Below are 21,512 nucleotides of genomic sequence, written 5' to 3'. Positions count from 1 at the left end.
TCACTTGAGTGATTTCGTTTTGGTCGATCATGATATTCATATAATAAGGACAGCCTGATGGTTCACGTAAGTGATTTTTTGAGTGATTCTGCAAATGATAGTTTGGGAAGTTCGGCGGTGGGTTTGCCGCTTTTAAAAGTTCCTCTGTTGATTGTTGGTGGAGGAATGGTGGGGCTAACTTTAGCGTTAATGTTGGCTCAGAAAGGGTTACCTGTAACAATTTTGGAAGCAGTGCGTTATCCTGAGCATTTTAATGATACGCCGTATTATTCGAGTTTCGATGCGAGAAATACGGCGCTATCCCGTCGTACTGTACAAATTTTTACCGATTTGGGCTTATGGCGTGAACTCCAAGAGTTTGCGACCCCAATTTTTCAGATTCATATCAGTGAACAGGGCAGTTTTGGTAAGGCTCGATTGAGTGCTGATCAAGAGGGTTTAGAAAGCTTTGGTCAAGTGATTGAGAATGCATGGCTAGGGCGTGTTTTATTGGCGCAAGTCCGTGCTAGCTCGCTCATTACCCTTATTGATGGTGTAAACGTTACACATTTAACCCAAGATGATCAGTTTGCAACGATTCAAGCTACGAAAGTAAATAGTGCTGGCGAGAGCGAAGTCTTTAGTGTCAAAACGCCAGCGCTTATTGCCGCTGATGGGCGTGATTCTTTCTGTCGCCAAGCTTTAGGTGTAGGTGTCAATGAGCATGATTATGAACAAGTCGCTTTAGTCACAACGGTTCAAACCAGTTTGCCTCATGAGCAGCAGGCCTTTGAGCGTTTTGCGCCACAAGGTCCACTGGCTTTATTACCGCTTTGCGGGCTAAACCGCCGTGCCATCGTGTGGACCGTGCCTAAAGGCAGTGAACAAGCATGGCTAGGCAGCGAAAACGACCAGCATTTTTTAGATGCACTACAAGCGGCATTTGCCAGTCGCGCGGGTCGTTTTGAGAAAACTGGAAAACGCTTTGCCTATCCTTTATCGCAAGTCCTGGCCGATCGTCAGGTAGTGGGGCGTGTGGTGTTGATGGGAAATGCTGCGCATACCTTACACCCAGTTGCAGGTCAGGGCTTTAATTTATGTATACGTGATGCCCAGGTGCTGACGCAAACATTGTCTCATCAGGCGCAAGCGGGGCGTGATTTAGGGGAAGCCTCGGTATTAAAAGCTTATGAGCAGTCCCGTTTAACGGATCAAAAACGCGTCATTCGATTTTGTGATTCAATAGTCCGTGGGTTTAGCAATCGTAATCCACTGCTTAGACTAGCGCGGAACACAGGCCTCGTCGCTTTTGATGTAATTCCAGGCGCAAAGCAATTGGTTGCAAACTATGCGATGGGGCTTAAGGTATGACGACTGCTCCCCATACTGTAGATGTTGTCATTGTTGGTGGTGGATTGGTCGGAGGTCTTTGTGCATTGCTATTGGCAGAGGGCGGTGTCAAGCCTTTGGTCATTGATGCGGCACCTGCACTGACAGAGACTGATCGTGCGCAAGATTTATTGGCAAAAAGAGATGCGCGAGTATGGGCACTCAGTCCCGCCAGTTTAAGTCTTTTATCCCGCGCCAAAGTTTGGGATCGTGTGCAACGTCATGCGCCTTATCAAGGCATGCAGGTTTGGTCGCGGGATGGTCGAGGCATTCTTAATTTCGGCAGTGCGGATCAGCACCATGGCGACTTGCTCTTTAACGATACTCAGCCTTTACTCGGCAGTATGGTTGAGCCCGGTGTTTTGTCATTAGCCTTACAAGAGGTTTTGCAAGAGCGGCTTGGATCCAGTTATTTACAATCAACACGTTTGCAGTCTTTAGAGCGTTTGAGTCAGACATGGAAAGTTACCCTTGCTGATGGGACGCAATATCAGACACCCTTAGTCATTGGGGCGGATGGTGCAGGCTCCGTGGTTCGTCAATTTGCCGGAATTCAAACCGAGCTACTTGATTACAAGCAGATGGCCGTAACCTGCGCGATTAGAACGGAAAAGCCTAACGATGGCATTGCGCGTCAAGTTTTCTTACCGACCGGCCCTTTGGCATTTTTGCCCTTAGCGAATTTACCAAATCAGGCTGAATCTGAACATGACTGCTGGCAATCCGTTGTCTGGACTCTGCCCGCAATTGTGGCGCAGGATATGATGACACTGGATGATGTGACTTTACGTGCAGAATTAGCCCATGCCAGCGGCTATATGTTAGGTCAAATTGATACGATTGAATCTCGCGGAATTTTCCCTTTGAAAGCTCAGCAAGCTAAGCAATATACCGTAGAGGGTTTGGTTCTGGTGGGTGATGCTGCGCATGTCGTTCATCCGATGGCGGGACAAGGTGTTAATCTTGGGTGTTTGGATGCTGCTGTTCTGGTGGATGCATTACTGCATGATCGTGATCGAGGATTATGGGCTCATCGTCAGACGCTCAAGCGCTATGAGCGGGCACGTAAATTGCCCAATAGTATTATGATGCATGGCCTGTCATTACTGGGTTGGCTACAAAGTTCAGATCAACAATGGATGATGTGGCTGCGCGGAGAGGGGATGCATGCGGTCGCCAAATTAGACCACCTCCGACATGTGATTGGTGCGCAGGCCAGTGGGCGTGGAGCCGTGCAAGGAACGCGTTATCAGATGCGCTCATAACGGCTTCTTAAAACGGGGCTTGCTCCCTCTAATAACACTGTTTCAAATTATAGACAAGACTAGCACTTAGTCATACGGCTTGATAAAGTAAAACCATCAATAAGACGTTTTAAAATCGGTGCTATATGGCATTGAGATATGATATAAAGCGTGGAAGTTGAGTCGTTGTGAAAAGCGTTAGGTAAGACGTAAAAGGAGATGTAGATGAGCAGTACTGAATATAGCGATGATTATGAAGGTGTTGATCCGTCAGATGAGACTGCGGATGATGATGGTATTGATGATGTCGATGCTGTCGTTGCATCGGACGATGGCGATGTAGATGCCGCTGCAGGGGCCAGCAAAGGCGACGGTGAAGGACGCCCAGCACCTGATGATGTTGCACAAGCAGAAAGCTTATCGCCAAGTGCAAAGCGCGATGAGCGCCAGAGATTAGCGGAAGAACTTGAGCGTTTTCTGGCTCAAGGTGGGCGTATTCAAGAAGTGCCTGCTGACGAAAGTATTCGCGACTAATACTGTCATTAGGCAAGATTAATGGACTGCAACGCGCATGATGACGTTGCAGTAGTTTAAGCAAAAGTTGATAGAGACGTATTTTTCGCTTATTGATCTTTCAAAGATAACGCACGCTGGTAGAGTTCATTTTTCTTAAGTCCCGTGAGTTCAGCTGCAAGCTGAGCCGCTGCCTTGACAGGCAAGTCCTGTAATAATCGTTTTAATAATTTGTCTGTGACCTCTGTATTTTCAACCTCTTGTTCCGCATCAAATCCTCCGATGACCAAAACGATTTCGCCGCGCTGTTGATTGTTATCATTTTGTACAAAAGCTAAAAGCTCTCCGAGTGTCGATTTTTTAATTGTTTCAAAGGTTTTTGTGATTTCACGCGCTAAACAAGCATCACGATTGATACCAAAAACTTCCACAAAATCTGACAAACTATCAAGGATCCGATGCGGCGCTTCGTAAAATATCAGGGTACGTGTATCTTTTTTGAGTCCTTCGAGCGTTTGTTTACGAGCATGCGTTTTTGCAGGAAGAAAACCCTCAAAGCTAAAACGATCGCTGGGTAAGCCCGAAGCTGAGAGTGCGGCAATGGCTGCACATGCGCCTGGAACTGGTACGACTTTGATGCCAGCCTCATGAGCGGCACGAACCAGGCGAAATCCTGGATCACTGATAAGCGGTGTACCTGCATCACTGATGAGGGACACATGATCGCCTTGTTGAAGTCTTGCGATCAGTTCAGGAACTTTTTGTCCTTCATTGTGGTCGTGACATGCTGTAGTCGGGGTATTAATGCTATAAGCAGAGAGTAGGTGACCTGAATGCCGTGTATCTTCAGCCGCGATGATTTGGCATGCTTTAAGTGTTTGTTCTGAGCGACGTGAAAAGTCATCAAAATTGCCGATTGGCGTGGCAACGACATAGAGAGTTCCAGCCATAAGAGATATGTTCCATGTTTAACGTGATGTTTTGATTAGTATTAAACTATAATTAAAGCATCGTATCGGATTAAAGTTCACAACAATGTCATGCATGAACGGCGTAAAATTACTTCAACTAAAAATGAATATATTTGGACAATCGATAGCAGGAGTGGGCAGTGATGCGTAAAACCTTATCACAGAAACTGTGTTCTAGCCTGATTATACCCATGCTGAGTGGCATACCTTTGGTTCATGCCGAAGTTTTGGTACTACTGCCTGAACGCGGTGTCTTAGCACCCGCAGCACAGAGTGTTAAAGATGGATTGTCCGCCGCCTATTATGCCGGAACACAGCGCCCAACGCTGCGTTTTGTTGACAGCAGTGATCAGCCGATGGATATTTTATTGGCTAAAGAAATTAAATCGGATACAGAGCTGGTGATAGGTCCCTTAGCGCGCGAGCAGGTGGGAGAGCTGGTCAACCTCTCGCCTAAAGTCCCTGTGCTGGCACTGAACCAAGTTCCCCAAAGTCAACGTAATGTTTGGCAATTTGCTCTTGCACCGGATGAAGATGCTATTACTTTGCTTAAAGCTATACAAGGTGATGGAGTCACTCAGCTTTCAATTGTTACTGAGCCTAAGTTTACCAGTGGGCAGCGATTTAAAGAGGCTTTACTCAAGTCAGGAAAACTGAAGACTATAGACATCAAAGCGATACCGACAAATTTACCTTCGAATCAAGGCTTACTCATACTTGGGGATGCGCAATGGGTGAGTCAGCAGAAGCTACCCAAGGAGCGTGTTTATATCCCGGCTTTTGCTTTTGATCGCAGGCTCCCAGTTCAGACAGGTTTACAGTTCTGCGATACTCCAGCACTCTTAAAAGCGGATTGGCCAGAACTCAATGCATTAAATAAAGCTCAGCCGGCTCCGAGTAATGTACAGCGACTGCGTGCGTTTGGTGCGGATGCGTGGCAAATTGCTTTACTCATCCGTGACCATGCACTCAGTGCAAAGTTTTCGGGACGGACAGGGTTAATGACCTTGAATAATCAGGATATCAATCGCGTGCCAATTTGCTTTCAGGCGACCTCTGGCGGGCTGGTTCCAAAGTAAGAGGCATTAAAAAGGATTTTTAAATGATACGAAAGAAAGCCCAATTTCTCTTGAGTGCGCAATGACCGTTGGACGTTCTACGAGCCCTACACATACTGCTGGGCAATATGCCGAGGAGCGTGCTTTAGCATTTTTAAAAACGCAAGGGTTTACACTCGTTGTTCAAAACTTTCATGGCAAAGTGGGTGAAATTGATCTCGTCATGACAAAAGATAAATTGCTCATTTTTGTCGAAGTGCGATTAAGACGACCCAGTCGATTTGGTAGTGCGGCAGAGAGTGTGACCTTTGCCAAGCAACGTAAGATCAGCAAAACAGCTGCATTGTTTTTACAACGCTTTTCTCAATATGAGTCCTATGATTGCCGGTTTGATGTCGTCACTATTGAAGGAAATCCAGCACTTCAGGATTCTGCGATGCCTGAGCTTAAGATCGATTGGCTAGAAGGTGCTTTTTACGCAGTGTAGCGATGAGCAATAGATACTGGATCTCCACATATGTAATGAGGTTCTCAAAACTTTCCGTTGGATTTAACACAATCAACTCATTTTGCGAGTGACTATTTTGTTAGACTTGAGAGCTAAAGAAGGATTGGTGGGTGTTGAGGCGAGATATGCAGGGTTTAAATGATTCGGTTTTAAGTCAAATTGATCTAAAAAATAAAGAGGCGATAATGCAAAGATTTAAACGGCTTTCCAAAGATCAAAAAGCTGAAAAAAGCAAACGTATAGCGCTTGTTTGGAAGAACATGTTTGCAAAAACCAATGCGCTTTTAAAGACCACCAGTTTTGCAACGGCAACGAGCATCTCTAAAGTGACGACCGTATCCGTGTTGTCTTCAACACTGCTACTTACAGGGTGTAGTTCTTTTATCGCTGCGAATACAGGAACCCAGCCTGTCGGGATAGAGTCGAGTGATCGTTCTTTTAGCCAAGTGTTACTTGATAATTCAATCGAACGTACTGCAAGTATCAACATGTACAAACTGGATTCACGCTTTAAACAATCTCGTGTGAATATCACTAGTTTTCATAGTGTTGCTCTGCTGATGGGGCAAGTGCCAGATGCTCATCTCAAACAAGTTGCAGAAGACAATTTGAAAGCGATGAGTGATGTTAAAGCCGTACAAAATTATTTAACGGTTGGCGATGAAATTGGTTATGCCCAGATTGTTCAAGATGGTATTACCACGGCAACTGTACGTAAAAACTTTTTGCTGTTGAAAGGTTTTAAAGACTCACGGGTTAAAGTCATTACTGAAAATAATGTGGTTTATTTGATGGGCAAGCTACCCAAGAGTGATATTGATTGGCTCATAGATACTTTACAGCGTACATCCAGCATCGCTAAGATCGTTTCACTGATTGATGTGTTGCCAGAAGTCGCGCCTACTTTGCAGCCTTCTACACCAGTAGAGAATAAACCGCTGACGAATGCGACTGCCATGAGCAACACCAGTATGAACAGTGATACGGTGACGACACCTGTGGCGATAGACCCGATGGCTTCGACACAGCCATTGATTGCCAATAGTTCAACCAATTTTAGTGCGACGAGTCTACCCAATTCACAATCCCAATAATGGCTTGGTGATTATTGAGTATAGTGCGGTCGTGTTTGTAAAATGGAACCATTCTTTTTGAGTTATTTTGGTTAAATCATGAATAAATCGCTACGCTTGCCTCAGTTGTCGAAATTATCAGGGTTGTCTGGATTTAAGAAAGCTGCGATCGTAGGAACCTTAGGTGGTGTGGTAGTTGGTATATTCAGCTATTCACCTGCTAAGGTATTAACGGCGTTATCCTCGATGCAAGGGTTGAAAATCTATAAAAAAATCCCGTACGGGACGCATCAGCGCCAATTCTTAGATGTTTATCAACCCACAAACCTTCCTGCGGATCTCACGATTCATGCTGAAAATGGTTTGCCAGTAGTCGTTTTTATTCATGGGGGTTCATGGCAGCATGGTGAAAAAGAAGGTCATGGTTTTATTGGCCGTAGTCTTGCTCAAGCAGGCTATCTAACGGTCGTGATTGACTATCGATTAGCACCTAAAAATATCTATCCTGATTTTATCAATGATTCAGTTAGTGCGATTGCTTGGGTCTATCAGCGTATTGCCGAATATGGCGGTGATCCGAATAAGCTATTCATTATGGGGCATTCTGCCGGTGCTTTTAATGCCGTCGTTGCTGTGGATGATGTGCGCTTCTGGCGCAATAGTCAGGTGCCAAACAGTGCCGTTAGGGCCGTGATTGGTTTAGCGGGTCCTTATTCATTTGATTATCGTCAATACCAGAGCAAGATTGCATTCCCTGCGCATTTGCATCCTGAGGGAGTCATGCCGGATCGACATGTACGTCCAGATGCACCGCCACATTATTTGATGGTTGCAGAAAATGATAATCTGGTCGGTATCAAAAATATGCTGAAAATGAAGCGCGCCCTTGAGCGCGCCAAAGTTCCAGTCAAGTCAGTGGTTATTCCAAAAGTCAATCATATGACCATGATTGTCGCCATGGCTAAACCAACGCGTTGGCTTGGAAAAACACGTGAATTGGTACTGAATTATATTGCCGAGCGGCTTGAGGCGGATGCGCTAGAACAGAAAAAGTCTGCATGATTTTCTGTTCTAGCGCTATGATGAACATTAATTTCTTTCGTTAACACGTTTAACAAGCCATTTCCCAATGGCTTTAATTTCTTCTAAATTGACTGAGTGGGCCATGTGATAGGTATGCCAAGTGATTGGGCAGCCTAACGCTTGAACACTATCACGTGCGCTTTCACCCATACTTAAACTCACCACATCGTCTTGACGTCCATGTGCTGCAAAAATAGGTGTATTTTGATTCGCAGCATCAAATTCTGTTTTGATCAATGTCGCTGAAGGAATATAGGTTGAGAGTGCAATAATTCCTGCCAGTTTCAGAGGGTGTGTTAACCCAGTCGTGTAGGCAATGGCGCCGCCTTGAGAAAAACCTGCAATCACGATACGTTCACTGGGAATACCGCGCGCATTTTCTTGTGTGATTAAGGCGCGAACCACGTTTCTGCTTGCAATAATGCCTGCTTCATCGATAACACGGCTATTACTATCTAATGTCAAAATATCATACCAGGCAGGCATCCGGTAACCGCCATTGATACTGACCGGGATAACTGGCGCATTCGGAAAAATAAAGCGAATGGCGGTATCTTTAGATAACCCCAGTTCTGGGATTATGGGCACAAAATCATTTCCATCTGCACCTAAACCATGGAGCCATATGACCGACAATGTGGGATTGGTGGCGGTTTCGATTTCGATGGGTGGTTTTGCTGCAGGCATGATGTTTTATCCTGATAAATGATATAAAGCGGCTTATACTATACGATAAGTTGCCGTTTCTAAAACAGATCGAATGTGTGTTGTTCTATTTTAGTTATATCCAAGACACATTTGATGTTTGGCAATGATTCTTTTTGTTTGCGATGAGGTTTGTGAATCATGCAGTTTGTCAGTTGTACTTATGAGTTACATGCAACGGCTATTCTTAATATTTTTAATGAAGCCATTGCTAATTCAACGGCATTATATGATTACAAGCCAAGAACACTTGAAGTGATGCAAGAGTGGTTTCGGGTTAAACAAGCGGGGGCCTTTCCGGTCATTGGTCTTATTGATGAAAACGGGCAATTAATGGGCTTTGCCAGCTATGGCACCTTCCGTGTTTGGGCCGCATATAAGTATACAGTCGAGCATGCGATATATATTCATCAAGATCATCGAGGGAAAGGATTGGGCAAGATACTGCTCAATCAACTCATTGACTGTGCGACAGAACAGCAGCTCCATGTCATGATCGGCGGGATTGATATTGCCAATCACGCCAGTATTGCTTTACATGAGAAGCTCGGCTTTAAACATTCGGGAACGATACAGCAAGCCGCGTTTAAATTTGGCCGCTGGTTAGATTTAGGCTTTTATCAGTTAATTTTACCGACACCATTGCTGCCGCTTGATGGCTAAAAAATGCTATGAATGTGCAGTTTTCATAGAGTAAAATCTGATTTGAGTTCCTCTCAACATCCTCTCCCATGATTCTTTGCTACAATCACGGGGGGCAATAAAACGAATTAGAGTGTGGGCTATGAGTGCTGTCTTTGAGCTACCGATTACCGATTGGAATCAAACTTTCCCTCAAGAATTGACTGAGCAAGCTGTACGCTCACTTGAACAGGGTGACGTTTTGATTCTGCCGCAACTCCACTTTGCTTTGAGTGAAGAGGAAAACCAGTTCTTATCTCCGTCTATTATAGGCAAAAGCAAAAACGTGAGCTTTGATCCCAAGACCGGTAAAGTGCAGGGCAGTATTGTGAATGAGGAGGCTGCCGTTTTATTGCAAAAAATGATGCAGCGCTATGCAACGTTTGCTAGAGAGCTCATGGATCATCTGTTTCCTGAGTATCAACAAGACTTGATTCAGTCTCGGACCAGTTATCGTCCTCTGGAGATAGCGGGGCGTACGACTTCATGGCGCAAAGATGATACACGCCTCCATGTCGATAGTTTTCCTGCAACGCCTGTACAAGATAAGCGCATCTTAAGGATTTTTACCAATGTCAATCCGCATGGTAAACCGCGCTCATGGCGATTGGGAGAGTCTTTTGAGAAAGTTGCTCAGCGGTTCTTACCTCATATTGCCAGCCCTACTTGGGGGGTTAGTGGTTTTTTAAATTCAGTGGGACTGACCAAAAGTCGTCGCAGTGATTATGATCATTACATGCTGCGGATGCATGATGGTATGAAAGCGGATCTAGACTATCAAGCGACTGTCGAGCATCTAGCGTATGATTTTCCAGCAGGCAGTACCTGGATCGTATTCACAGATCATGTTTCTCATGCAGCAATGGCAGGGCAATATGTCTTTGAACAAACCTTTTATCTGCCTGTACATGCCATGAATGATGAGAGCCAGGCCCCGCAGCGTATTTTAGAGCGGATGAAGCAGCAGCCCTTACTGTAAGGTGAATAAAAAAGGTTGCCGAGGGCGGGCAACCTTTTTTTGTATGTAATACAGCTAAATTTTAGATCACGCCTTAATGATCGTGACCATGCCCTTCATGCTCGCCATGACCATGTTCTCCTCGATCATGTTCCCAGCCACGACCATCGCCATGCCGATCCCAGTCGCCACGGCGCTCTTCATGACGATAGCCCCGATAATCATTACGGTATCCAACATCACGATAATGTCTTTCGCGGTAGTGCGGAACATAGACCGTGTTGTACCAATTATCGCGCACGAAATAAACGGGTCTACCGCAGGCATCATAGCGACCACAATAATAACGCCAACGTCTAGCGTGATCATAAGGTACATGTAAATAGATAGGCTCAAGTTCAACAGGGCGTCGTTCTATCCACATGGGTTGCGTATAGATGAGCTGTGGAGGGGGCGCATCACCGAGATTAATCTGACCATAGAAGCCGGGCTGTCCGACATTGACAGATACACCCACATAGGCGGTTGCTAGAATAGGGGCTGCGAGCAGGCCTGCAGTCATGATTTTTAATAAACGTTTCATCGTCTATCTCCTCTTCAATTCCAAAAAATCAAAAATAAATGGGCAGAAGAAAGCTGCCATTGTTTTTTATTTAATGATGACAGTCTAGGAGTAAGAAGATGCTGATTCTATATAAATAAGACATAGCGTCTGTAGGCACGACAAATGGCGACCTCATTAAGAAACGCTCAATGAGTAGATCTCATTGAGCGTTTCTTATGTCTGATGGATTTTAAACCAAGCGAGAGGTATTAAATTTTCGTCAGATTGCGATCTTGCTTAATGGCTTCTAAGTAACCACGAATGCGAGTGACATAGTGCATGCATTGTCCATACTGAGCATTTTTAGCTTTGTTGTCCGCCAGGTATTGAAAGACATCTGCCCAGTTATTTGGATTTTTTCCTGCCTTTTTGAGCATGGTACGTACACGTTCTAAAGTGCCTGTGCCCATATTATAGGCAGCAAGTGAAAACCATACTCGATCAGGATTCGGGACATCGGTATATTGATCCTGCATCAACTTAAGATATTGTGCTCCGCCTTTGATACTTTCAACAGGATCTCGACGATTTTTAACGCCCATCTGCATGGCAGTACCTTGGGTCAACATCATCAGACCTGTAACGCCAGTCGGGGAGATCGCAGTAGGGACCAGATGTGATTCTTGATAACTTACTGCAGCTAAAAGCTGCCAGTCAATCTTTTGCTGTTTAGCATTCATTTGAAAGGATGCTTTCAGTAGTGGCAATCGTGTTGAAAGGGCTTCTGCAAATGCAGTTCTTTCAACTTGGTCATTCATCATCGTACGGCTATAAAAAGCAGCGAGTTGCTTTGTGCTACCGACTTGACGTTGCTCACATACAAAACCATGGCTACTTCCGACTAATGGATCAAGACCATCACGGAACGCCCAATTCAAAGCAGGATCTAAGCCCTGGGTCGTCAATACTTTTGTGTTTCCGCAGGTGAGGTCAACTGCGGTTAATGATTTACTTTGCAACTGAGACGTTGTGGCGGTTGTAAGCGCAATATCCGCTTTCCCTTTTTTGATCAGGTCTAAGGCTGCGGCTGTAGTTGCAACTTGTTTAAATTCAAATTTGACATTGAGGTCACGGGCGAATTCACGTGACATTTCATAGCCAAAACCATGTAGAAAGCTGTCATGGCTAAAAAAAGTAGTATCACCAGCAACGCTGACTACGCGTAGTTTTTGGCTTTCGATTACTTGATCAAGTTGTGTCGCTTCACCAAAACCTTGCAGTGATAATCCTGCAATAATTAAACTGCTGACCAATACGGGTTTTTTGAGGGTATTAAAAGCGGCTTTTTTAGAGAAGGAGTAAGAGTGTGTGGTCTCTGTTTGTTCTAGGTTTAAACGGTTCTTAGGGTTATGAGTCGAATCGTTGTTTAAAGAAAAAAAGGCAGGCCTTAAGGCTAACCAATCGGAAATGGGGCGCATGGGTGTCTCCAGCAGTCAGGTATCGGAACGATGCTAAAAAAAAGTGCATCGTGCACGGTATGGCTCGGTTCGGCATCGCATAGCGTCACAAGTGACGGTATTTAAGTGGGGGGCAGTATGCAGATTCAGAGGTCGTTTGTCATGCTTTTTTGGATAAACGGTATGTTTTTTATGCGAAATTTATTAAATTGTTTCTAAAAATTTACAATTATTTTTCTTTTTAGTATTTTTAAATAACTGATAATTCGTATCTAAAATTTAATATGTAATAATTAACGCGACTATTGTCTGGTAACAAAATATTTACACCTTCATCGACTTTTTTTCCAATTAAAGCGCGTGCTAGAGGCGATTCAATGCTGATCCAATGTTGTTCAGGATCAAATTCATCTGAACCAACAATGCGAATATTGATGATTTCCCCTTCATCATTTTCGAGTTCTACAGACGCGCCAAAGTAGATTTTTGTCGGGTTATCGGGTAGCCGATCGATGACTTTTAAGTCTGGCAAACGCTTTTGCAAAAAGCGAATACGGCGATCAATTTCACGGAGCATTTTTTTGCCGTAGATATACTCCGCATTTTCTGAGCGATCGCCCATCGCAGCAGCTTCGCTGACGGCGCGGGTGACTTCTGGACGTCGAACCCGAAATAAAAAGTCCAGTTCATCACTTAAGCGTTTGTATCCTTCCGGGGTGATATAGGGTGCACGCATGTTCATTCCAGTTCTTTTATCCGCATAAAAAACAGGCTACCGAAGCAGCCTGTCATTCAAAGTATTTTAAAGTGGTCAGCGATCATAAAAAATGATTGCTATATTTACTATCTAAATTACTTTTCGATACCAGCAGGCTGACCTGCCAATTTCGCGTTTGCGTATTCCCAGTTGACCAATTTGTCTAGGAATGTGGTCACGTAGTCAGGACGGCGATTGCGATAGTCGATGTAGTAAGCATGTTCCCATACGTCTACAGTCAATACAGCAACTTTACCGTGTGCCAATGGTGTATCGGCATTTGCAGTTTTAACAATTGATAGTGCGCCATTTACTTGGTCGGCAACAAGCCAAGCCCAGCCAGAACCAAATTGAGTCAGTGCAGCTTGCTTGAACTCTTCTTTGAATTTTTCATAGCTACCAAACGCTTCAGTGATTTTAGCAGCGATAGGGCCAGTTGGTTCACCACCGCCATTTGGCGTGATGCTGTTCCAATAGAAGGTGTGGTTCCAGATTTGAGCAGCGTTGTTGAATACACCAGCTTTGCTTGCGTCTTTTGCAGAGATCAGGATGATTTCTTCAAGCGATTTACCTGCCAGATCAGTATCTTTGATCAGGTTATTCAGGTTGGTGACGTAGGTTTGGTGATGTTTGCCATGATGAAATTCGAGTGTTTCTGCACTGATATAAGGGACAAGTGCGTCTTTGGCGTATGGTAGCGCTGGTAGAGTAATCTCTGACATGATGCTTTCCTTAAATTGGCTGTGATTCAATAGAATCTATTGGCTGTTGTTTCTTGATAAGCAGTATCTTGATAAACAGTTTAAGCACTTGAGAGAATCAACTACTTGACTTATTTCAAGTACTTAAATTATTTATTCACACTATTTATTAAAATCATTATAACTTAAACAGCTCAGAACATGTTCTGAGCTGTTCTGTAATGCATATCGTTCGATCTTATAACGAGCTGACGATATACATTGTTGAATTATAGTTTGTCAGCATTTGCGCCTAAGTAAGCGGCAACACCTTCTGGAGATGCGGTCATGCCTGCATCGCCTTTTTTCCAGTTTGCTGGGCAAACTTCGCCGTTTTCTTCAGTGAATTGCAGTGCATCAACGATACGCAGGATTTCGTCCATGCTACGGCCGAGTGGCAAGTCATTGACGATTTGTGAGCGAACGATACCGTTTTTGTCGATGATGAATGCACCGCGGAATGCAACACCACCAGCGGATTCAACATCATAGGCTTGTGCAATTTCGTGTTTGGTATCTGCTGCCAAAGTGTATTTCACTGGACCAATACCACCTTGATCAACAGGGGTATTACGCCATGCGTTGTGGGTGAATTGTGAGTCAATTGAAACACCAACGACTTCTACACCACGAGCTTTGAATTCAGGGATTTTATGATCAAGTGCAATCAGTTCTGAAGGACATACAAAAGTGAAGTCGAGAGGGTAGAAAAATACGAGAGCATATTTGTCTTTGGTTGCTTCAGCGAAATTAAATGTATCAACGATCTCGCCAGTACCAAGTACGGCTGCAACGGTAAAATCTGGGGCTGGTTTGCCAACTAAAACTGCCATGATAAATTCCTATAAGGGACAGGTTGATGAAAAGTGATTCGATGCATTAATGCTTGCCATTGGATGCCGTTTAGACAGACCAAGAGCGCTTTAATGCGCCCCAATACCTTGCCCCAAACGACCACTCTTTGGCAAGGCGTGATATGTGTGTTTGTGTTGCTAAAGCCCAAAAAATGGGCGAATTACGATGGTATTAAACGATGATGTTAAACGGGATTTTCGATATTAATAAATTCCACATCAATTCCAAACTGTTTGGCAATGGCTTGTCCTAGTCGTTGTATCCCACCACGTTCGGTTGCATGATGTCCACATTCAAAATAATGAATGCCAAGCTCAGTGGCCTCATGAAAAGTCCGTTCACTGACTTCACCGGAGAAATAAGCATCACATCCCATTAAGGCAGCTTGAGTGAGGAAGTCTTGTGCACCGCCCGTACACCAACCGACTTTACGAATGATGACAGGTCCCCCTGCAAGGTGACGCGGTTTACGCCCTAATCTTTGTTCAAGCAAATCACACATTGCCGGAGCTGTTATGGGGTCGCAGTATCCGACATTTCCAACCGGGTATTTTTCGGCAGGATCTAATCCTGAAGTCATCGTAAACCCCATAAGATCAGCAAAAGCTTTATTGTTGCCGAGTTCCGGATGCGCATCTAAGGGGAGGTGATAGGCCAGCAAGGAAAGATGATGCTGAAATAAGCGTTGTATGCGTTTTCCTTTCATGCCTTTTAGACAAGCATCCTCACCTTTCCAGAAGTAGCCATGATGAACCAGAATAGCATCGGCTTGGGCTGCAATTGCGGCGTCTATAAATGCTAGATTTGCTGTGACGCCTGTAACGATTTTGCGAATATTTGCTTTACCTTCAACTTGTAATCCATTAGGCGCATAATCTTTGAATGCGTGGGGCGACAACGTTTGATCGCACCAGCGAAGAAGATCTGCTAGTGAAAGTTCAGGATGGGTCGTATTCGGTGATAACGGACTAGATACAGGCATAGCACAAGACATAACAGTTTGTTGATTCACAAGTTTACCTAAACTAGGTGAAAATAATGCATTGTTTATGTGAAATTTAAAAAATTATCGCGATATATTGAAGATGTCTCAGAAATGATGCAGCGCTGGTATGAGTGATGCGTCACAATGCAGTAAAAGTTGTTCACTAGTTCAGTACATGAGGGGAATGAACGTGCGGCGTGTCATGATGTTATTGCCTTGGTTTTTATTAGTTGCAGTTGTGGCATATTTTTGGCAGTTACAAGAGGGATGGAAAAAACACACGGAAACTGTGACTGTACAAAACCAGCCCCCTTTAGTCCTGCAAGGTTCAGGTGCAGCATTTTCGTATAGTGCAGCTGTTAAGGTTGCTGCACCTGCGGTGGTCAATATTTATACCACCCAAAAGGTACGTGTTCATCCTTTATTGCAAGATCCGATGTTGCGCCGTTTCTTTGAGTTTCATCAAGGGCGTTCTGATCAGGATAATTCATCTGATGGATCTTCCAATAAATCACCAGAACCGACTAGTTTGGGCTCTGGTGTCATAGTGACTGCGGATGGTTATATCCTCACGAATAATCATGTGGTTGCTAAAGCTGATAAAATTGTTGTCGCTTTGCATGATGGCAGGCGTGCGCAAGCCAAAGTGGTGGGTACTGACCCAGATAGTGATCTGGCCGTAATCAAAGTAGATTTAACCGGATTGCCGGTATTACCATTCCGTAAGTCAACGACTGAGGTTGGTGATATTGTTTTGGCTATTGGTAATCCCTTTGGCGTGGGGCAAACGGTTACGCACGGGATCATCTCCGCAACAGGCCGTTCGGGTCTTGGAATTAATGCTTATGAAGATTTTATTCAAACCGATGCAGCGATCAATCCCGGTAATTCAGGGGGAGCTTTGGTTGACGTGTCGGGGAGTCTAGTCGGCATCAATACTGCTATTTTCTCAAGATCGGGTGGGTCCATGGGGATCGGCTTCGCCATTCCGGCAAACCTAGCCCAACAGGTCTTAACTGATATTATTCAAAGCGGAAAAGTAACGCGTGGTTGGCTCGGTATTGAAGTTCGTAACCAGGCAGATCCTGCGGATGATTTGGTTGCCAGTTCCGGGACTAGTGCTGGTGTAAAAATTGTCGGTACGCAGAAGGGTGGTCCCGCAGAGAAAGGTGGGCTAAAAGCAAATGATACAATTATTGATCTGAACGGCACTCCGATTACCACGGCAGGCCAACTCATTCAATTGGTTGCGCTGCAAAAGCCAAATACTCAAATTAAATTAAATGTTAAACGTGGCGATCAGACATTGAAGCTAACCATCAATGTTGCTGAACGTCCTCCCGCAACAGCAAAGAACGATGATGACCAGAATAACGATGATGATGCCGGTCAGTTGCCATTTGGGTTGTTTGGTGGGCAGTAACGATTAAGTATCATTTGAGATTTAAGACATCAAGTGCTGATATGCAGCACTTGATGTTTATTATTAGGTGTCTGAAATAGAAAAATTTGATAAGGGAACTGTGAAAAATGAAATTATATATTGCTGATCGAGCACCGAACCCGAGGCGAGTTCTTTTGTTTTTGGCCGCCAAAGGCCTGAATCCGGTTGATATTGGACTTGAGGTGATTGGAATTAATTTGTCCGATTCAGCAAACCGTGCCCCTGACTATTTGCGGGTTCACCCTCTTGGGCAGATTCCAGCACTAGAGCTTAATGATGGGCAGGTCATCACCGAGTCAATGGCGATCTGTCGATATCTGGAAGGTAAATATCCAGATACGCCATTGTTCGGTGATGAGTTAATGACGCAGGTCTGGATCGATCAATATAGTCGTCAGGCTGAGATTGAGATTTTATTGCCGCTCATGAGTGCATTTCAGCATGGTCATCCATTTTGGGCTGGGAAGTACGAACAGGTTCCAGATGTTGCACCCGTCGCACGCCGCCGAGCTCAATCCCGTTTTTCTTATTTTGACCATCGTTTGCAAGCTGTGCCTTATTTGGCGGGAAATAACATCACCGCGGCAGATCTTACCCTTTATGCAGCATTGGATTTTGGCCGATTGGCAGGCTTAAAGGTTGACGAGCAACATCCAACATTATTACGCTTTTATCAACGTATGCATGAACAATTTAAGGATGTTCGCTAAAGGGTAGTCGTTGTTTTGGCAACAAGGCAAAATAGTGCTTGTGCGTTAAAAGCATCGAACAAGTGCTATAATGCAAACATAGTTATTTATAAATCATAGTTAGCGTTTTGTATGTCCACCGATTCGGTCGTCCCTGAAGCACCTCATTTTACGGTTCATTATCGCTGTGATGATTATTTGATCGTCAATAAGTCATCGGGTTTGCTTTCCGTGCCGGGAAAAGGCGAGCATTTATTTGATAGTTTATTAACCCGTTTACAAGCGGTTGAGTCTAATATTAAATTAGTCCATCGTTTAGATCGTGATACCTCTGGTTTAATGGTTTTTGCCTTAAATATTGAGGCGCAGCGTAATATCTCCAAACAGTTCGAAACCCGTCTGACTGATAAAATCTATCAAGCTATTTTACTCGGGGAATTAGTTGGTGAAGGGCAAATAGATGTGCCTGTGCGCTATGAGCCCCTTACTCCTCCGTTACATGTAGCGGATTCATTGCATCCCAAGGCGGCACTCACGAATTGGAAAGCTATTAATAATTTTAATATAAACAATATACTAGTCACAAAAGTGTTACTGAAACCAGTTACTGGACGTTCGCATCAATTGCGCGTGCATAGCCAATATATCGGGCATGCGATAGTGGGTGATTCGTTATATGCGGATGATGTTGGTTCTGGGCTGATAGACCGTTTGTGTCTGCATGCTGCAGCGCTTAGCTTTAATCATCCTGTGACAGGTGAGCGTGTGACCTATACGCAAGATGCAGATTTCTGGTCACTATGATCATTGCGATTGATAAAGAAATAGATACTTTATTTTTTGAAAAAGAACGATAAAAATCGTATAAATATGTGAAAATGAGCACCATGAAATTTGATTGGTTTTCCTTGTGCTCAAGTGATGTCAAAACAATCATTTTTTAGTTGCTATTCTTTAGTTCAGTTGGAAATAAAAGCGTTATGCAAGAGTTTGCAGTAGGCCAGCGGTGGTTATCAGATACCGAATCAGAGTTGGGTTTGGGCGTGCTTGTTGATGTTGATGAGCGAACCATCAGTATTTTATTTCCAAAGAGTGATGAGACGCGGGTCTACTCGCGTGCAACAGCACCATTATCACGAATTATATTTGCAGCAGGTGATTCTCTAACGGATCAAGATGGTATTGATTGGTTGGTGATTTCAACCGAAGTTAAATCAGGCGTCCTGCGCTACCATTGTTCACAAATTAGCGCGCCAGAAATCACTAAAACACTTTCAGAAACGCGTCTAGCCGCACATCTGCAGCTTGCACGACCTTTAGAGCGCTTGCTTGCCAGTCAATTAGAACCCAAAGAGTGGTATGACCTACGCATCGAAGCTTTGCTCATGCAGGCGCGTATGTCGACCAGTTTATTGCGCGGTATGATCGGTCCACGCGTAGGTTTGATCCCTCATCAGTTTTATATTGCCCACGAAGTGGGTCGCAGGCTTGCGCCACGTGTACTCCTTGCCGATGAAGTGGGTTTGGGTAAAACCATCGAAGCGGGCCTGATTATGCACCAGCAGTTGGTGACCGGTCGCAGTGAGCGCATTCTTGTTTTGGTTCCTGATTCCTTGCAGTATCAATGGATGATTGAAATGCGTCGCCGTTTCAATCTGAACTTCTCATTATTTGATCTTGAGCGTACGGCTTTTCTTAAAGAAAACGACCCGGAAGCAAATCCATTTGCGACTGAAAGCTGCATCATTGCCAGTATCGATTTATTGCTTGATCATGAAGATTTAAAAGCACAGGCTTTAGATGCAGGATTTGATCTGTTAGTCGTTGATGAAGCGCATCATCTGACCTGGCATGAAGATGTCGGAGGTAATGATCGTTATGACGTGGTGGCAGAGTTTGCTGATCAAACAGCGGGTGTGCTGCTATTAACGGCTACCCCTGAGCAATTGGGCGTGGATAGTCATTTTGCACGTTTGCGTTTGCTTGATCCAGAACGCTTTGACACGTTAAATCATTTCCTTGATGAAGAGGCAAATTACGCAAGTACTGCACAAGTCGCTGAAGCCCTGATGCAAGAGGGCTTGCTTGATGATGAACAACACGAAGCAATCGCCGCGCTCTTGGGGCATCCTGTAGAAGATACCCCAGATGCACGCTACCGCGCGATCAACGAATTACTTGATCGTCATGGAACTGGTCGTATTTTATTCCGTAATACCCGCGAAGCGATTCAGGGTTTCCAGGGTCGTGATTGTTTGCCAGCAGCTTTACCTGCACCTGAAGGCTGGCCTATCACAGGCAGCTTACGTCAGCAGATGTGGCCAGAAGAGCAGCAACTAGATGGCGAGTGGATGCAGACTGATCCTCGTGTCCCTTGGCTATTAAATCTGCTCAAGACCGAACTCAAGCATCAGAAAGTATTGCTCATTGCACGCAGCGGACCTGTTGTTGAGTCACTAGAGCTTGCTTTGCGCGTGCACGGTGGGATTCGCACGGCGATGTTCCACGAGGCGATGAGCTTGCTGGAGCGTGATCAGGCTGCTGCTTATTTTGCTGATGACACCTATGGCGCACAGATTTTATTGTGCTCTGAGATTGGTTCAGAAGGTCGCAACTTCCAGTTTGCCAGCAACCTTGTGTTGTTTGATATGCCATCCAATCCCGATGTGCTTGAGCAACGCATTGGTCGTCTGGATCGTATCGGTCAGCAAAATCGTATCCAGATACATGTACCGTATTTGATGGCGACAGCTCAAGAGCGCATGTTCCGTTGGTACAACGAAGCATTGGATATTTTTGGTCATATTTCACCGACTGCCCAAGTCCTACAAGAAAATCATTTGGTCGAGCTGAAAGATCACTTGCTGAGTGATACAGGCGAGCAGTTTGATGCGTTGCTGGCTCAAGTGAATGATGAACGCTTAGAACTGGAGACTGAATTGCAAGCGGGACGTGATCGTCTGCTAGAGTTCAACTCCTGCCGTCCAAAAGTTGCCAGCCGTATTGTACAAGCCATGCAAGAGCAAGATGCACATAATACCTTGCCCGACTTTATGCTGCGTTTCTTGTCTTCAACCAATATTGAACATGATGAACAGCATGATGGTAGCTTAATTATTCATTCTTCTGATCAGATGTTAGTCGATGGACTAGATTTGCCAGAAGATGGCATGACCGTGACATTCCATCGCGAGCAAGCGCTGACCCGTGAAGATACGGAATACCTGACGGTTGAACATCCACTGATGGGTCGTATTTTTGAACTGGTTCGGACTCAGCCTTTTGGCAATGCTAATGTGGCTGTACTGCGTAGTTCAGTGATTCCTGCAGGGAAGATCCTAATTGAGGCATGGTTCCGGGTTGAGGTAATTGCGCCCAAGGTCCTGAACTTGAACGCCAGTTTGCCACAGCAGTTGATCCGTGTTTTGATCAGTGAAAGCGGTCAGGATTTATCTGCACGTATTAACTCAGCGATGCTTCATCCACAAATCCATGCACTGGATATGAACAACGCGCGTCAAGTTGTGAAGTTGCGTCGTGATGTGATTGAAGCGCGTTATAAGCAAGCTGAAGAGCTCGCACGTGCGCAGATCAAGAGTTTTTCACAAACGGCTCAGAAGCGTTATGGCGACCATCTGCAGCAAGAGCTGGATCGCCTGATTTATCTCAAAGCACATAATCCAAGTGTACGAGATGATGAAATTGACAGATTAACGCATCAACGCGCTCAAGGCCTGCAACTGCTTGAGCAGTTGTCACTGGTACCGGATTCGATTCGGGTGTTGGTGGTGATGAAATAAGTGAGATTTTATATACTGCTGATGGTTTAGAGTCTGTTTTCTAACCATCAGCAGTATATAAATCTACTTTATCGTGGAT

Annotated in this window: 21 protein-coding genes; 13 read left to right on the top strand and 8 right to left on the bottom strand. The window is 44.7% G+C overall.

The features are described from left to right. Positions 1–165: 165 nt before the first annotated feature. The 3 genes from ACLHG7_RS12740 (at position 166) to ACLHG7_RS12730 (ending at position 3,146) form a co-directional block, all read left to right on the top strand. The gene (locus ACLHG7_RS12740) at positions 166–1,350 is read left to right on the top strand and encodes an FAD-dependent monooxygenase (RefSeq protein ID WP_410211621.1); all 1,185 of its coding nucleotides are present in this window, start codon (positions 166–168) and stop codon (positions 1,348–1,350) included. Continuing rightward, complete coding sequence (locus ACLHG7_RS12735) at positions 1,347–2,633, top strand: FAD-dependent monooxygenase (protein WP_410211377.1); 1,287 nt, start codon at positions 1,347–1,349, stop codon at positions 2,631–2,633. The genes ACLHG7_RS12740 and ACLHG7_RS12735 overlap by 4 nt, the downstream gene beginning before the upstream one ends. Before the next feature lie 204 nt (positions 2,634–2,837). After that, complete coding sequence (locus tag ACLHG7_RS12730) at positions 2,838–3,146, top strand: hypothetical protein (protein ID WP_114898557.1); 309 nt, start codon at positions 2,838–2,840, stop codon at positions 3,144–3,146. Positions 3,147–3,235: 89 nt separating this feature from the next. Here the strand turns inward: ACLHG7_RS12730 and rsmI are convergent, their stop codons facing one another. Further along, a complete protein-coding gene (gene rsmI, locus ACLHG7_RS12725) occupies positions 3,236–4,075 on the bottom strand; it encodes a 16S rRNA (cytidine(1402)-2'-O)-methyltransferase (RefSeq protein ID WP_410211376.1) in 840 nt (279 codons plus the stop codon). Between the two features lie 164 nt (positions 4,076–4,239). Here rsmI and ACLHG7_RS12720 point away from each other — a divergent pair, with 164 nt between their 5' ends. From ACLHG7_RS12720 to ACLHG7_RS12705, 4 genes are all read left to right on the top strand, one after another. Further along, a complete protein-coding gene (locus ACLHG7_RS12720) occupies positions 4,240–5,175 on the top strand; it encodes a penicillin-binding protein activator (protein WP_410211375.1) in 936 nt (311 codons plus the stop codon). Positions 5,176–5,236: 61 nt separating this feature from the next. Next, positions 5,237–5,641 (top strand): YraN family protein, encoded by a 405-nt coding sequence (locus tag ACLHG7_RS12715; protein ID WP_410211374.1) that lies wholly within the window; start codon positions 5,237–5,239, stop codon positions 5,639–5,641. A gap of 338 nt (positions 5,642–5,979) precedes the next feature. Beyond that, positions 5,980–6,756: a BON domain-containing protein gene (locus ACLHG7_RS12710; protein WP_410211620.1), complete on the top strand. Its 777-nt coding sequence runs from the start codon at positions 5,980–5,982 to the stop codon at positions 6,754–6,756. Positions 6,757–6,834: 78 nt separating this feature from the next. Then, the gene (locus ACLHG7_RS12705; RefSeq protein WP_410211373.1) at positions 6,835–7,797 is read left to right on the top strand and encodes an alpha/beta hydrolase; all 963 of its coding nucleotides are present in this window, start codon (positions 6,835–6,837) and stop codon (positions 7,795–7,797) included. 27 nt (positions 7,798–7,824) lie between these two features. Here ACLHG7_RS12705 and ACLHG7_RS12700 read toward each other — a convergent pair whose 3' ends face one another. Beyond that, on the bottom strand, positions 7,825–8,505 hold the full coding sequence (locus ACLHG7_RS12700; RefSeq protein ID WP_410211372.1) for an alpha/beta hydrolase: 681 nt from the start codon (positions 8,503–8,505) through the stop codon (positions 7,825–7,827). A gap of 159 nt (positions 8,506–8,664) precedes the next feature. Between ACLHG7_RS12700 and ACLHG7_RS12695 the strand changes: the two genes are divergently transcribed. Together ACLHG7_RS12695 and ACLHG7_RS12690 are read left to right on the top strand one after the other, a co-directional pair. After that, on the top strand, positions 8,665–9,186 hold the full coding sequence (locus ACLHG7_RS12695; protein WP_410211371.1) for an N-acetyltransferase family protein: 522 nt from the start codon (positions 8,665–8,667) through the stop codon (positions 9,184–9,186). Between the two features lie 121 nt (positions 9,187–9,307). Beyond that, positions 9,308–10,183 carry a Kdo hydroxylase family protein gene (locus ACLHG7_RS12690; protein WP_410211370.1) on the top strand — a complete coding sequence of 292 codons (876 nt, stop codon included), beginning with the start codon at positions 9,308–9,310 and terminating at the stop codon, positions 10,181–10,183. 73 nt (positions 10,184–10,256) lie between these two features. On the opposite strand, the gene ACLHG7_RS12685 is transcribed toward ACLHG7_RS12690, so the two are convergent. The 6 genes from ACLHG7_RS12685 to ACLHG7_RS12660 form a co-directional block, all read right to left on the bottom strand. Continuing rightward, a complete protein-coding gene (locus ACLHG7_RS12685) occupies positions 10,257–10,745 on the bottom strand; it encodes a hypothetical protein (RefSeq protein WP_410211369.1) in 489 nt (162 codons plus the stop codon). A gap of 230 nt (positions 10,746–10,975) precedes the next feature. Then, the gene (locus ACLHG7_RS12680) at positions 10,976–12,184 is read right to left on the bottom strand and encodes a transglycosylase SLT domain-containing protein (RefSeq protein ID WP_410211368.1); all 1,209 of its coding nucleotides are present in this window, start codon (positions 12,182–12,184) and stop codon (positions 10,976–10,978) included. Between the two features lie 229 nt (positions 12,185–12,413). Then, positions 12,414–12,899: a transcription elongation factor GreB gene (greB, locus tag ACLHG7_RS12675; RefSeq protein WP_410211367.1), complete on the bottom strand. Its 486-nt coding sequence runs from the start codon at positions 12,897–12,899 to the stop codon at positions 12,414–12,416. A 116-nt stretch (positions 12,900–13,015) separates the two neighbouring features. Next, positions 13,016–13,642 (bottom strand): superoxide dismutase, encoded by a 627-nt coding sequence (locus tag ACLHG7_RS12670; RefSeq protein WP_410211366.1) that lies wholly within the window; start codon positions 13,640–13,642, stop codon positions 13,016–13,018. 248 nt (positions 13,643–13,890) lie between these two features. Further along, complete coding sequence (locus ACLHG7_RS12665; protein WP_410211365.1) at positions 13,891–14,493, bottom strand: peroxiredoxin; 603 nt, start codon at positions 14,491–14,493, stop codon at positions 13,891–13,893. Positions 14,494–14,699: 206 nt separating this feature from the next. Continuing rightward, the gene (locus tag ACLHG7_RS12660; protein ID WP_410211364.1) at positions 14,700–15,497 is read right to left on the bottom strand and encodes a Nif3-like dinuclear metal center hexameric protein; all 798 of its coding nucleotides are present in this window, start codon (positions 15,495–15,497) and stop codon (positions 14,700–14,702) included. 193 nt (positions 15,498–15,690) lie between these two features. Between ACLHG7_RS12660 and ACLHG7_RS12655 the strand changes: the two genes are divergently transcribed. The 4 genes from ACLHG7_RS12655 to rapA all read left to right on the top strand — a co-directional run bounded on the left by ACLHG7_RS12655 (position 15,691) and on the right by rapA (position 21,433). Next, entirely contained in the window at positions 15,691–16,923 is a 1,233-nt protein-coding gene (locus tag ACLHG7_RS12655) for a S1C family serine protease (protein ID WP_410211619.1), read from the top strand. A 107-nt stretch (positions 16,924–17,030) separates the two neighbouring features. Then, positions 17,031–17,654 carry a glutathione S-transferase family protein gene (locus ACLHG7_RS12650; RefSeq protein ID WP_410211363.1) on the top strand — a complete coding sequence of 208 codons (624 nt, stop codon included), beginning with the start codon at positions 17,031–17,033 and terminating at the stop codon, positions 17,652–17,654. A gap of 111 nt (positions 17,655–17,765) precedes the next feature. Next, a complete protein-coding gene (locus ACLHG7_RS12645) occupies positions 17,766–18,437 on the top strand; it encodes an RluA family pseudouridine synthase (protein ID WP_410211362.1) in 672 nt (223 codons plus the stop codon). 176 nt (positions 18,438–18,613) lie between these two features. Further along, positions 18,614–21,433 (top strand): RNA polymerase-associated protein RapA, encoded by a 2,820-nt coding sequence (rapA, locus tag ACLHG7_RS12640; RefSeq protein ID WP_410211361.1) that lies wholly within the window; start codon positions 18,614–18,616, stop codon positions 21,431–21,433. The last annotated feature ends 79 nt before the right edge of the window (positions 21,434–21,512 follow it).

The organism is Aquirhabdus sp. (assembly GCF_046462495.1).
Lineage (GTDB): Bacteria > Pseudomonadota > Gammaproteobacteria > Pseudomonadales > Moraxellaceae > Aquirhabdus.
This window is presented reverse-complemented; position numbering and strand designations above follow the sequence as displayed.